At 64.9% G+C, this 13,274-nt stretch carries 12 protein-coding genes; 7 read left to right on the forward strand and 5 right to left on the reverse strand.

Going from position 1 to position 13,274, the window contains the following annotated elements:
• The first annotated feature begins 13 nt into the window (after positions 1 to 13).
• Together ACFXNW_RS12855 and ACFXNW_RS12860 are read left to right on the forward strand one after the other, a co-directional pair.
• On the forward strand, positions 14 to 415 hold the full coding sequence (locus tag ACFXNW_RS12855) for a DUF4345 domain-containing protein (RefSeq protein ID WP_379417808.1): 402 nt from the start codon (positions 14 to 16) through the stop codon (positions 413 to 415).
• 81 nt (positions 416 to 496) lie between these two features.
• The gene (locus ACFXNW_RS12860) at positions 497 to 1,369 is read left to right on the forward strand and encodes a hypothetical protein (protein ID WP_379417809.1); all 873 of its coding nucleotides are present in this window, start codon (positions 497 to 499) and stop codon (positions 1,367 to 1,369) included.
• Here ACFXNW_RS12860 and ACFXNW_RS12865 read toward each other — a convergent pair.
• Together ACFXNW_RS12865 and ACFXNW_RS12870 are read right to left on the reverse strand one after the other, a co-directional pair.
• Positions 1,366 to 1,713 (reverse strand): DUF397 domain-containing protein, encoded by a 348-nt coding sequence (locus ACFXNW_RS12865; protein ID WP_379417810.1) that lies wholly within the window; start codon positions 1,711 to 1,713, stop codon positions 1,366 to 1,368. The two genes, ACFXNW_RS12860 and ACFXNW_RS12865, sit on opposite strands and share 4 nt — an antisense overlap.
• The gene (locus ACFXNW_RS12870) at positions 1,703 to 2,596 is read right to left on the reverse strand and encodes a helix-turn-helix domain-containing protein (RefSeq protein ID WP_379417811.1); all 894 of its coding nucleotides are present in this window, start codon (positions 2,594 to 2,596) and stop codon (positions 1,703 to 1,705) included. Before ACFXNW_RS12870 ends, ACFXNW_RS12865 begins: the two co-directional genes overlap by 11 nt.
• Positions 2,597 to 2,817: 221 nt before the next feature.
• Between ACFXNW_RS12870 and ACFXNW_RS12875 the strand changes: the two genes are divergently transcribed.
• From ACFXNW_RS12875 to ACFXNW_RS12890, 4 genes are all read left to right on the forward strand, one after another.
• Positions 2,818 to 3,321, forward strand: coding sequence for a DNA-directed RNA polymerase subunit beta (locus ACFXNW_RS12875; protein WP_379417812.1), 504 nt, complete (start codon positions 2,818 to 2,820; stop codon positions 3,319 to 3,321).
• A complete protein-coding gene (locus ACFXNW_RS12880) occupies positions 3,318 to 3,533 on the forward strand; it encodes a hypothetical protein (RefSeq protein WP_379417813.1) in 216 nt (71 codons plus the stop codon). Before ACFXNW_RS12875 ends, ACFXNW_RS12880 begins: the two co-directional genes overlap by 4 nt.
• Positions 3,534 to 3,667: 134 nt before the next feature.
• Positions 3,668 to 3,997, forward strand: coding sequence for a type VII secretion target (locus ACFXNW_RS12885; RefSeq protein WP_379417814.1), 330 nt, complete (start codon positions 3,668 to 3,670; stop codon positions 3,995 to 3,997).
• Between the two features lie 172 nt (positions 3,998 to 4,169).
• A complete protein-coding gene (locus ACFXNW_RS12890; RefSeq protein WP_379417815.1) occupies positions 4,170 to 9,047 on the forward strand; it encodes a DUF6531 domain-containing protein in 4,878 nt (1,625 codons plus the stop codon).
• Between the two features lie 920 nt (positions 9,048 to 9,967).
• On the opposite strand, the gene ACFXNW_RS12895 is transcribed toward ACFXNW_RS12890, so the two are convergent.
• The 3 genes from ACFXNW_RS12895 to ACFXNW_RS12905 are packed head-to-tail and all read right to left on the reverse strand — an operon-like array spanning position 9,968 to position 12,199.
• On the reverse strand, positions 9,968 to 10,633 hold the full coding sequence (locus ACFXNW_RS12895) for a GntR family transcriptional regulator (protein ID WP_379417816.1): 666 nt from the start codon (positions 10,631 to 10,633) through the stop codon (positions 9,968 to 9,970).
• A gap of 50 nt (positions 10,634 to 10,683) precedes the next feature.
• The gene (locus tag ACFXNW_RS12900; RefSeq protein WP_379417817.1) at positions 10,684 to 11,427 is read right to left on the reverse strand and encodes a maleate cis-trans isomerase; all 744 of its coding nucleotides are present in this window, start codon (positions 11,425 to 11,427) and stop codon (positions 10,684 to 10,686) included.
• Between the two features lie 31 nt (positions 11,428 to 11,458).
• A complete protein-coding gene (locus ACFXNW_RS12905; RefSeq protein WP_379417818.1) occupies positions 11,459 to 12,199 on the reverse strand; it encodes an Asp/Glu/hydantoin racemase in 741 nt (246 codons plus the stop codon).
• 86 nt (positions 12,200 to 12,285) lie between these two features.
• On the opposite strand from ACFXNW_RS12905, the gene ACFXNW_RS12910 reads away from it, so the two are divergent.
• The gene (locus ACFXNW_RS12910; RefSeq protein WP_379417819.1) at positions 12,286 to 13,251 is read left to right on the forward strand and encodes a D-2-hydroxyacid dehydrogenase; all 966 of its coding nucleotides are present in this window, start codon (positions 12,286 to 12,288) and stop codon (positions 13,249 to 13,251) included.
• Positions 13,252 to 13,274 lie beyond the last annotated feature (23 nt).

Genomic DNA, 13,274 nt, shown 5'->3' on the forward strand with positions numbered 1-13,274 from the left:
TCGGAGGGTCCTCATGACTCGCGCACTCACCTGGCTGACCTGGACGATGGGCGTCTCCTGCGTCGCGATCGGCTTCTATCACATGGCACTGGGCATCGACTCGGTTCCCGATATGGAGTGGAACGGGGTCACGGCCGACAGTCAGAGCCGCTTCTTCGGCGCGATCTTCGTCGGCTACGGCCTGGCCTGGATCTGGGCGGTGCGGCAGACGCCGATCAATCTATCCGCAGTGCGCTGGCTCGCCGCGATCTTCGCACTCGGAGCCCTCGGCCGGTTGGTGTCGCTGGCCGTGCACGGCTGGCCGCACTGGTTCCAAATCGTGCTGACCGTCATCGAACTGGTGCTACCGCCGGTGTTCTTCGTTCTCGCAGCGGGAGCCGAACGGCGTGTCGACGCGCGGGTCGCGGTGGCATGATTACCTCGGATGAACTGGGGTAACTCTCGGCGATATCCGTGCGATAGGCGGGTAACACTGGTCTACCTCGAGGTGGCGGCCATGCGCATGCGCAAGAGTTTGCACACGGTATTCGGGGTCGTCGCGGCGCTTGCGCTGCTGACGGCCTGCGGCGACGACGGCGGTCCCGGCCCCTCGGGGTCGGGTACGACCTCGGTGATCGGCGCCAAGACGACCTACCCGGCCGTGTCGAGCGGCGTGCACGACGCCACCGGGCGGGGACCGTCCATCGCCTCACCCCCGGCACGGGGACAGCGGCCCGCCGCGCCGGAACCCGCACCAGCGCAACAACCACCGGGCGCACCGCCGGTGGCCCAGCCGCCACCGGCACAGGCCTACGGCACCGCCGTCATCCGCACCCAGACACTGTCCGGAGTAGGTGTCCCCGACGTACCGGTCAACGTGCGGCTGGTCCAGCCCTGCGATCCGGCCACCCACGACATTCCCGTCGGCGAGACCACCGAGGTACTGCGCCGCGACGGCGTCACCGACGCGACCGGCGTGACGAGCTTCCAGGTGCCGGTCGGCTGCTACTTCTTCGGCATGGACCCGCCGCCCGGAACCACACCGGTGCCGGAGGGGATGCACAGCCTGTTCATTACTCGCGCCGGTGAAACCGTGGCCGGGACATTACGTTTCGATGAACCGGGGCTTCCGTCACCCTGCGCTGCGGAGACCATCGAGCACGATCTCGAGGTCGGCCCCGAACTGGCGAACGCGTCGGCGACGGTCACTGAATGCGACGGCCAGTGGGCGATCATCGTGTGGGATACCCCTGGCGACAGCCAGCGCCTAGTCCGTCACGACGGCACGGTCTGGACCACTTATGTGTCGTTCCCGCACGAGACCTGCTGGTCCCAGGCCACGGCCGACGGCGTGCCGGCCCGCTTCCAGCGGTACTTCCCGGACTGCTAGCCCTGCGCGGAGGGGCCGAACCTGCCGTGATCAACGGCGACGAGGAACGCATCCCAGGCAACCGGCGTGAAGAGGAGTGCTGGGCCTGTGGGGTTCTTGGAATCCCGGACGCCCACCAAGGTTTGGTCTAGGTGGGCGACCTCTACGCATTCCTGCCCCCCGCCGCTGTGGCTGCTCTTGAACCATGACTGGTCGACGTGCGCGACCTCCACGCAATCCTGGGATGCACTGCTGTGGCTGCTCTTGAACCAGGCCTGATCGAGGTGCGCGACCTCGACACACTCCTGCCCGCCGCTGCTATGACTGCTCTTGAACCAGTTGGCCGTGGACAGATCAACGCGCACGATCATGCTCCTTCGCTACTTCGCGTAACAGGTCCCGGCTGGGTTGCACGCCGAGCGCGGCTCCCTCGATGACCTGGTATGCCTCACGGTACCTGGTGAGATCTGACGTCCGCTCGAGGAAGACGCCGCCCGTGAAGCTCTCGACGTACACAACGCTGGGTTCGGTGGGCTTGTTCTTCTTATCGAGTCCGAAATCGAGTACGACGAACGGGCCTGCTGACATCCCGACCGGGAGCCCCGCCCAGAAGGGCAGCACACGAATGTCGATATTGGGCTGAGTGCTGAGATCGGCAAGGTGGCGCAACTGTGCCGCAGTGATCTTCCGCGAGCCGATGACGGTACGCAGCACCGACTCATGCAGGACGGCCCGCAGCGTCGCGGGGCGGTTCCGGCGCGTGATAAGCCCCTGGCGGCGAATACGGAGCTGGACACGCTTATCGATCTCATCGGCAGAGTCGTTCGGGAAGTAGATCAGGTCGAGACTTCGCGCGTACGCGGCCGTTTGGAGTAGGCCGGGCACAACCGATGGCTGAAAGATGGTCAGCTCGCGGGCAGAGGACTCTAGGCCCATGTACACGTCGAACGCGGGAGTGATCAACGAGCCGTAGTCATGCCACCACGATGTGGCCGCGGTTTGTTCGGCGAGGGCCAGAAGATCAGCCGTTGCATCCTCGCCCAGCTGGTACTGGTCGCAGAGCGTGCGAACGTCGTGTTTGCGAATCCGCTCTGACTGCCCCTTCTCCAGCCTTTGCAGGCTGCTCTTACTCCACTCCATGAGCCCAGCCGACTCGATCAAGGTCATGCCGATTGCGTCGCGCGCTTCACGCAGATGGCGGCCGAGCTGACGGCGCGGAAGCGTACTTCCGGTGTTCTCGTCTGTCATCGCTTCCCCCTTGGGGTAGATGGACTTCCCACTCTGGGAAATGCTGGGATTTCGAGTGAGTATTTTTCGCTTGGTGTTTCGGGTTCTCCGAGGTCACAAGCAGCGGTGTGCTGGATGTGCGCTGCGCCGGGAAACACCGTCGATCCTCCGCAAACTCCGGCAGGTAGCGCTTCCCGCACTCGGCGGGGCACACCCAACCACACCGACCCGAAAGTCCAGCGATGGAACATATTCCGTTCGGCGACACCCCACACACCCGCTGCCTCTACTACCGCCGAGTATGCGATCTACCCGCGTGGATCGATCCCCCTGAGATCGGGCGCATCGTGATGCGTGCCGAGGTGGTGTGGGCGTTGATGATGCCGTCGGCGCTCGGACTGGCGGTGAACAACGACCTGCGACGGTGTCGCGATCACGACGCCGGGTCGGGCGCTGGGCCGATCATGTCGCATGTGCGGTCGGGTCGATGGACGTTTCTGGTTCGACCGGACCTGCCCGACGAAACCGCGCTGTTCGCAGAGATGTTCCGGCTCGATGTCTCCGTCGTCCGCACCGGAGCGACGATCGCCCTCCCATCTCCCTCGGATCGCGGAGAACGGTTCCGTCGCTGGATCCAACCCCCGCGCTGCCCTTTCCGTCCCTCGGGGCTTTCCGTCGTCGACTCGATTCGTGCCTGCGCCGCCCGTGGTGGGTGGTTGCGCACACCGAGCAGCGGGCAGCGATGATGACGCAGCCTTCTCCACGCCCCGAAGAGCCCGACGTGCACCTCAGCGTCCAGTTCCACGGATTGCGCCTAGATTTCGTCGCCTGTCTAACGGCCGCAGCGCTTTTCGCCCGCGAATGGCGGGCCACTCATCACGCGGATGCCGCCGAGATCGTGCCCGGCGTGACCGCTGGGCTGCCGCGCCTTCCCAATGAGCGGCTGTACCTCGAATGATCTCTACTCGTCGAACTAAAGGCGGCGGTCGTCACGCGGCAGGAGAACCGGGTGGCAAGCAGGGCTGGGTATCATTTGCATGCGCGCGGACGCTCGGCGTCGAGCGTCCGTAATGCTCGATTGGGGGGATTTCTATGACTGATGCTCAGCCGGTGCAGGTGGAGCCGGAGGATTTGCGGACTCACGCGGGGAACGTGGAGGGTTTGCAGGGGCCGATGGGTCAGGCGTTGGAGGCGGCGAAGGCGGTGTCGGCGCCGTCGGATGCGTTCGGGAAACTGTGTGCGTTTCTGCCGCCGTTGTTCGTGGATTCGGTGGAGACCGAGGGGATCACCGCGTTGGAGACGGCGTTGACAGCGTTGTCCGAGGATGCAGGGAAGCTGCGTTCAGCGGCGGATTCGTTCACCCAGGCTGACACCTCGAATGCGGCGGCGGTGCGTGCGGCGGGTAACGGAGTGTCGCAGTGACTGGCCCGCGGGCGGCGATCGCGCCTCGGTTTTCGGCCGAGTCGTGGTGTGGGCAGTCCAGCCTCGTCGGGGGTGATGGTCTCGCGCTCGACCCGATCGTCGGGGTCGGCGTGCCCGGCGGGGCCGCGTCGCCGCCGGCCGTGCCTGGCGCGGCGGGTTGTGGGGTGTCGCAGTGACCGACACGGCGTCGAATCCGTTGATCGCTGCGCGTGAGGATTCGACCGAGTGGTATTCCGGTGTCACGTTGTTCGAGTCGGTCGCCGATGTGGGTGATGCGATCTCGTCGGGGTCGTGGATCGAGGCCGGTGTCGGGATCGCGGCCGCCGGTATGGAAGTCGCGGCGATGGTGGTCGATCCGATCGGCACCTTGGCCGGGTTCGGTGTCAGCTTTCTGATCGAGCACGTGCAGCCACTCTCGGATGCCCTGGATTGGGTGGCCGGGGATCCTGATCAGATCACCGCGTATGCGAAGACGTGGGAAAACGTTGCTACGCAAATCAGTTCGGCGGTCGATACGCACAAGCAGGCCGTTTCTGCTGATATCGCGAACTGGACCGGGGCGTCGGCGTCGGCGTATCGGGCGCGGGCGGCGGAAACTTCGGATGCGTTGGCGGCGGCCTCGGCGGCGGCGACAGCGGCGTCGCAGGCGATCGAGATGGCGGGCGGGATCGTGGCCGCGGTGCGGATGACCGTCCGTGACATTGTCGCCCAAGCCGTGGGACGCCTTGCGGTGTGGGCGGCGGAGGCGGTGTTCTCGTTGGGCACCGCGACCCCGATCATCGCCGCCCAGGCAGCGACGTTCGTGGCGAAGACGATGACCACGATCTCGCGGTTGTTTGCGAAGGTGGCGTCGACGTTTTCGAAGCTGAAACCGCTGCTGGCGAAGTTGAAGGATGCGTGGAAGGCGATCGCCCGCACCCTCGGCAAGGGCGGAAAGTCCACACCATCTTCGACGAAGAAGACCTCCACCGACACCTCGACCGCCTCGACAGATACCCCGAAGAAGACAACCGATCCCGATACCCCGAGCAAGCCGGGCGACAAGTCCCCGGACACCACGACAGCATCGACCGATTCACCGTCGAAGACCGGCGACCCCGACAGCCCACAGCGCACCCCGGACCAGTCCGGGAAGCCGGAGAACCAAGCCAAGGCCGACGAAGGCGCCGGCGACAAAGCGACGGAGGGCGGCCCGAAGAACACCCAGGACGACAAGGACGTCACCGAATGCAACGACCCCGTCGACGTCGCGACCGGTGAATTCCTGCTCCCGGAAACCGACCTGACCCTGCCCGGCGTCTTACCCCTGGTACTACTGCGGCGCCATCGTTCGAGCTACCGATTCGGCCGCTGGTTCGGCCCGTCGTGGTCGGCGACGCTGGACATGCGCGTGGTGATCGAGGACGAGACGGTCACCTTCATCGGCGAACACGGCCTGCTACTGGTCTACCCACACGCCGAGGTCGGCAAGCCCGTCCGCCCCAGCAATGGCGGCCAACGCTGGACCCTGACCCGCACCGACACAGGCGGATACCGCGTCTACGACCCCGACCGCGAACTGACCTGGCATTTCGACCCCGCCCACGAACTCGGCGGCCTGGATGCTCTGCTCGGCAACTACGCGATCTCCGCGATCACCGACCGTCACCACAACCACATCCGCTTCCACTACGACCGCGACGGCGCACCCGTCGAGATCACCCACTCCGGCGGATACCGGATGCGCGTCACCACCGATGATGCTCGGATCACGAGCTTGTCGGTCGTGGGTTCCACGGCTGAAGGCACCGAAGTCTCCACACGAATCCGTGAATTCGGTTACGAGGCGGGCGAGCTGGTTTCGATCACGAACGGTGTCGGCGCGACCACCGGTTATGAGTACGACGACGAGCATCGCCTGACCGCGTGGAGCGATTCCAACGGCAACCGCATGGTCAACACCTACGACCCCGACGGCCGTGTCGTAGCCCAGCACGGCAATTCCGGCATCCTCAACGCCACTTTCGACTACTTCACCACCCCCGACAACAGCACCCACCGCACCATCCACACCGACTCGACCGGCGCGCCCACCACCTTCGTCTTCAACGCCGACCTCCGCTTGATCGAACAGATCGATCCGGCGGGTGCGCGCACCCGCACCGACTACGACGACGACCGCCGCCCCACCCAAGTGATCGCCCCCGACGGCGCGGTCACCACGTACCAGTACACCCCGGCCGGCGACCTCTACCGCATCACGCGCCCCGACGGCCTACCCATCGACATCACCTACCAGGCTCACAACCGGCCGATCACCGTCACCAATGTCGACGGCACGATCACCCGCCAGGAATGGACCATCGACGGCAACCTCACCGCCGTCATCGACCCCGCCGGAAACCGCACTACCTACACCCACCACGATTCCGGCGCGATCGCCACGGTCACCGAAGCCACCGGCGCAGTCACCACCGTCGACACCGATGCTGCCGGGCTCCCGACCCGTGTCACCGACCCTTACGGCGCAGTCACCACGATCGAACGCGACCACTTCGGCCGCCCGAAACGTGTGACCGATCCCCTCGGCTCGACCGTGCAATACATCTGGTCCGGCGAGGGCAAACTCCTTCGCCGTATCGACCCCGACGATATCGGCGAATCCTGGGTCTGGGACGGTGAACTCAACCTCACCGCCCACGTCGACCGCGCGAACGGCATCACCCGCTACGTCTACGGTGCGTTCGACCTGCTGACTGCCCGCACCGAACCCGACGGCGCCATGACCCACTACCGCTGGGACACCCAACGCCGCCTCACTGCCGTCGCCAACCCCATCGGCCACACCTGGCATTACACCTACAACCCCGCCGGCCACCTTGCCTCGGAAACCGACTACACCGGCGCCACCACCCACTACACCCACGACGCTGCAGGCCGTGTTCAGACGGTCACCCCCGCGACCGGGGTAACGCGCCACCACACCCACGACGTCCTCGGCCGCCTAGTCTCCATCACCGCCGACACCGGCGAATGGATCCATTACACCCACGACATCGCCGGCCGAGTCAAGACAGCAGTCTCCGGCACCGGCGAAACCCGAACCCACACCCTCCAATTCACCCACACCCCCACCGGCCAACTCGCCTCCCAACAGGTCGACGACCAACCAGCGATGGTCTTCACCCACGACGAGCACGGCCGCCGCACTTCACGCACCACACCCTCTGGCGGTGTCACCACCTGGTCTCACGACCGGACCGGCCGTGTCACGGAAATGACCACCGACGGCCACACGATCTCCTTCGCCCATGATCCGTTGGGCCGCACCACCGGCTGGCGCATCGGCAACATCTCCATCGACCGTGCCTTCACCCCTGTCGGGCACACCACCCATCAGATCGTCACCTCGCACCTACCCGGCGCACCCGCGAACCCTGCTGGGGGCGAAGCGAACCCGCAGCCCGGAAATGGTGAATACCCAGGCTTCGCCAGCGCGCCAGGCGCGTACCCGGCCTACGGAACACCTGCGGGCGCACCTTCGCCCGCGGCCTACCCTGGGCCGGCGGGCCCGATGGACCACACGCGCGGAGCCGGACCGCTCGACCCGGACAACTACGTCTCGCCCAGCCAGAACGCATCCCCCCACATCCTCCGCCGCGACGACTACACCTGGCGCCCCGACGGCTATCTCACCTCCCACACCGCGACCCACCCCAACGGAACCCCCGACCACCGCCAATTCACCCTCGACCCCATCGGCCGAGTCACCACCATCACCCGCAACGGCACCCTCACCGAGCAATACACCTACGACAAACTCAGCAACATCACCTCAGGCGGCGTAGTCACCCCCGACGCCACCAGCCCCGGAAACGCACCCACACTCCCAACCACTACCCCAGACCAATACAACCCACCAGGCATCCCTCCGAATCCCGCTGCCGCGCGAGGCAACTCGCCTGCCTACACCCGCCGCGAATACCACCACAATCTCCTCATCCGAGACGGCCGCAACCACTACCACTACGACCCCGCCGGCCGCCTCATCCGCAAAACCACCACCCGCCTCTCCCGCAAACCCGACACCTGGCACTACCGCTACAACGCCTTCGACCAACTTTCCGACGTATACACGCCGGATCAACAGTGGTGGCACTACACCTACGATGCATTCGGCCGCCGGATCACCAAACAGCGCCTGACTAACCAACGAGTTATCGCAGAGCAGTTGACCTATCTATGGGACGGCACCCGTCTGGTTGGGCAGATCAATCCCGCAGAAGAGGTGCGCTGGAGTTACCTCCCGGGGTCGTTTTCACCCGTGACACAGACCGTCAGACTGTCGTCGGGTGGACGCAGATTCGATGCGATCGTTACCGATCTCGTCGGCTCTCCCGTTCAGCTCGTCGACCCGACGGCTGGGAGATCCATCGCGGCTGCCTCAATCGCACTATGGGGGCGGGCTGAATGGGGCAACGATAGTGTCATGCCTCTCCGTTTTCCTGGTCAGATATACGACCCGGAATCCGGACTCCACTATAATCTGTATCGTATTTACGATCCGTCCAGCGGCCGCTTCCTTACTGGTGACCCGCTTGGCCTGAGGCCCGCACCCAATCCGAACACTTACGTCCACAACCCAACGACATGGAGCGACCCTCTCGGGCTCACTGCCGGAGACTGTCAATTCAGGGACTTTGCCCACGGCACGTCCCGCCGCTTCGCCGAAGATATCGTAAATAATGGCCTCGATGCAGATGCCGGTCGGGCTGCGACCCATGGGGGCTCTATGAGTCGGCCAGGATCGTTCTTTATGCACGCGGTGGACGGTGGCGGATCTCCGGGATTCCAGGCGGCCTATGAATGGGGCCTTAGAGTTGACCCAAATTCACCGTCGACTGTTATCGTTGGGAGGTTGCCAGAGGAAACGTATCAGCGCCTGGTTGCTGACGGCCTTGTTGAAGTGAGACAGGTTGGCGAAGGCGTTCCAGACGAAACCATCTTCCGCCCCGGAGCATTTGAAACACTGAATCGAGAGATGGAATGGATTCACATGGTGACACCATGAATAGAGGAGAACCAGAGTATTCTTCGTCCGATATTCGGAAGACTGTCTGGGGGGAGTACATCCCCCTCGCGGACGGGAGTTGGTCGACCGTGTGGCAACTGAAGTTCTCCTCGCCGCAACCCGAACAAACAATTGATATTATCGATGACCTCGCGGTCGGATTCAAGGCTGTTCTCGAAACAAGCGATGTACTGGGGAAGTTGCGTACCGTCACCCGAGAGCACGCAATGTCGGCAGTCAACTACCCGTTGACATACAAGTGCTTCCGGATCGTGAATGACACTATTGGAGAGATCCGTACGATCCAGGGCCTTCCGCGAGATTGGTATGCCCCATTTCGATAAGGGCCGAGTTTCGTGTGTCATCATATTCATCGGACGGCGGGGGCGGACACGTCGGGACCACCCCGCTCCTACTTTCCGGAGCTCGCGCTCGCCCAGGGCTGGCAGTGCGCTGGGGCCGCATGTACGAGTTTGATCCAATGACATATTTTGCAGATGGTTCGCCGTACTCCTACCAGCCGGCGTTCGAGGACGGAGCAATCAACATCGGCTGGCTGGACGGGCGAGTCGCGTATCCCCAAGGGGACGTGTCACACGATGTCATCGACAAGCTGATAGAACTTTGCCGCAACTCGGTGAACCGAATGCGGGGGTGGCACGCCTGCAACCTGTGTCCTTCAACTGAATCCATGCCGTCGCCAACCATGATGAATTCGCGGGACGGAGACGTCCCTGTGGGATTCGGCGAGATCCGCGTCGAGGGGAGCGATGGCATCTTGTAGGCGGCACCGGACATGATTGCTCATTACGTCGTCGAGCACGGCTACCGTCCGCCAGCCGAATTTATAGCGGCACTAGAAGTGGGCACAATCGCGGACGAGAGCACACCCTAGCGAATCGGTGATGCTCACCCCGACGCTATTCCGCGTAGCGGTCCCGCAGCCGACGCACCGCGTCGTCCATGTGCTCGGCGAGCATCGCACGCGCGGTGGAAGCAGGCCCCGCGCCGATTGCCTCGCGTAACTCGATATGTTCGCGGGCCTGTTCGCGCAGGTCGGGGTAGGTGGTTTGGAGGGCGCCGAGGCACATGCGTGTCTCGATCAGGAGGGTTCGGGCGGCGCGGACGAGTCGCGGGCTGCCTGCGCTGTCGACGAGAGCTTCGTGGAAGGCTTGGTCGGCGTCGGAGACCGCGGTCGCATCACCCTGTTCGGCGTGCGCGAGCATCGCAGTGACACTCGGTTCCAAGGCCTTGTAGGCGATCTCGCGGCGGCCGTCGAGGATCAGTGTGAGTGCACCGCCCTCGAGCGCGGATCTGGCGCGGTAGATATCGATGAGATCGTCGAGGGTGAGATCGATGACGAAGATCCCGCGGTTGCGGATGCTGGTGAGCAGGCCCTCCGAGACGAGCCGTTGCATCGCCTCGCGGACTGGGCCGCGCGATACGCCGAATCGGGTGGCGAGTTCGGCTTCGCCCAGCTGATCGCCGGGTGCCAGGCCGCCGCGCATGATCGCTTCGCGTAGCCGGTCAGCGATCATCTCGGCTGTCGATTGCCGGTTGACCGGCTCGAAATCAACGACGGGCATGGTGGCGACCTTTCGATACGGGATCTGGCATGACCCGGAGTCCTCGGTGATTACGCAAGTTGCCTCCGCTGATCCAGCCGAGACGTGCCGGTGAACAGTGCGCCGAACTCGGTGCAGTGGCGCGTGGTGGCGCAGAGCCGGAGCCCCTCCCAGACGGTGACCTGGTTAGCGGTGAGCACCGGTTTGCCCAGCGCCTCCTCCAGGCGGGGCAGCACGGCGAGGGTGTGCATGGCGGTGTCGGGGATCAGCAGCGCCTGTGCGTCGGGATGGTCGTTGTTGACGGCCAGCTCGAGCACCTGCTCGGAGGTGAGAGTGCCGACCTCAGCGGCGGTGTCGATGCTCGCACTCGACATCGCGACCACGGTGATGCCTGCGTCGGCGAGGAAGTCCACGAACAGGCGCGCTACCTCGTCGGGGTAGCTGGCCGCGACGGCGACCGTGCGCACCGACAATGCGCGCGCCGCCTCTACGAACGCGATGCTGGTGCTCGACGCAGGCACTCCGGCGACCGCGGACAACTGCCGGACCTGTTCGCGCGCGCCCTCGGGCCCGAACACGAAACTGCCCGAGGTACATGCCCACACCACCGCGGCTGGCCGATGCGAGGCGAGCAGCCTCGCCCCGTGGCGCAGCTTGTCCGGACTGCCCAGATCCAGCAGCTCGGGGACCGCGTGCAAGTCGGTGCCATAGATGTGCGCGACCTCGAGCCGGACCCCGAGCGCGGCGGCGGCCAAGGCGTAGTCGTCCTCGGCCGCATGGTCGGGGTAGATGAAACCTACGGTTGGCACGTCCATCGTCGACCTTTCTCGTGCAGGGGATCCCGGTTCAGAACACATCCAGCAGCCACTTCCCCGGACCCATCATCGGCAGTTTCATCCGGCCGAGACAGGCCCACATGGTGAGTTGATTCGCGGTAAGGACCGGTTTACCGAGTGCCATCTCGAGCGGCTCGATGATGTCGTAGGTGGGCAGGTTGGTGCAGCTGACGAAGATCGCCTCGGCATCGGGGTGGTCGGCGCCGAAGATGCGCTCGGCGATGGTGCGGTAGTTGACCTTCCAGATTCCGCCGCCGAGCCCGAGATGATCCGAGCGCACCACCCCGCAGCCTGCTTCGCCGAGGAACTCGTGCAGTCGGTGGGTCAGGACCTCGTCATACGGAGTGATGACCGAGATCCGGGAGATGCCGAGATGGCCGATGGCCTCCACCAGTGCGCCCGAGGTGGTGACCGCGTCCTGCGCGCCGGCTCGGCAGATGATCTCCCGCAGCGATCTTTCGTGGGCGAGGCCCTTGATGAAGCTCCCCGAAGTGCACAGGTAGGCAACGACTTCGGGTTCTACGTGCAGCACGTCGCGGGTGGCGGCGGTCAGATGCGCCGGGTTGGACACCAATTCGGCCATGGCCAGTGAGACCGGGACCGGTTCGTAGGGGGTGCGGGCCAGATGCAGGCTGACCTCGAGGGGTGCCCAGCGCCAGAGTTCGCGTTCGAGCGCGAGGTCGAACGGCGCGATGATTCCGATGCCCCGTTGCGCGACGGGGCCCTCGATATCAGGGAAACTGAGTTCCACTTCGGCCCCTCTCGCGCTCAGCCGGGAAGACCTCCGAACACGATCGGATTGTTGACAATCATACGATGTGATCTTACTGTGTCAATGTGAAAGAGGGCCCAGTTGTCGCCGTCCTGCACAGTGACAGTGTGCCCGACTCGGAACTGATGGCCCGGGTGAGTGCCCGGGCCACTGTGCGCTACACGGAGGCATCCGGGCTGGCCGAGGCGCTGCATGGGGCGGAAGCCTTGTTCGTCTACGACTTCCTGTCCCAGGCGCTACCGGACGCGTGGCATGCGGCCGACCGGCTGCGCTGGCTGCATATGGGCGCGACCGGTGTCGACCCGGTGATGTTTCCCGAGCTGAGAGCGAGCGAGGTGATGGTCACCAATACCCGTGGCGTTTTCGACGCGGCCATTGCCGAATACGTCCTCGGTCAGATCCTCGCCTTCGCCAAGGACCTGCCGGAATCGGTCCGGCTCCAGCAGCGGCACTCCTGGCAGCACCGCGAGTCCGAGCGCGTCGCCGGATCCACCGTGCTGATCGTCGGTACCGGCGCTATCGGACGGACCATCGCGCGCATGCTGCGCGCGGTCGGCATGCGGGTGCGTGGGGTGGGCAGGCGAGCGCGCGGCGACGATCCGGATTTCGGGACCATCGGCGCCGACCTGCACGCGGAACTGCCGTGGGCCGATTACGTCATCTCGATCGCGCCACTGACGGAGTTCACCCGGAAGATGTTCGACGCCAGAGCCTTCGCCGCGATGAAACCGCACGCGAGGTTTGTCAATGTCGGACGCGGGGAACTCGTGGTTACCGACGATCTGGTGGCCGCCCTCGGCGATGGAACGATCGCCGGTGCTGCTTTGGACGTGGTGGACCCGGAGCCGTTGCCGCCGGGGCACCCGCTGTGGGATATGCCGAACGTGCAGATCACTCCGCACAATTCGGGCGACGTCGTCGGCTGGCGCACCGAGGTCGTCCGGGCGTTCACCGACAACTTCGATCGGTGGATGGACGGCCGTCCGCTGGACAATGTGGTCGATAAGACGCTGGGGTATGTGCCCGGCTGAAGGAGGGCCAAGCAATGAGCTAC

The organism is Nocardia sp. NPDC059180 (assembly GCF_042754945.1).
In the GTDB taxonomy this organism is placed as follows: Bacteria; Actinomycetota; Actinomycetes; order Mycobacteriales; family Mycobacteriaceae; genus Nocardia.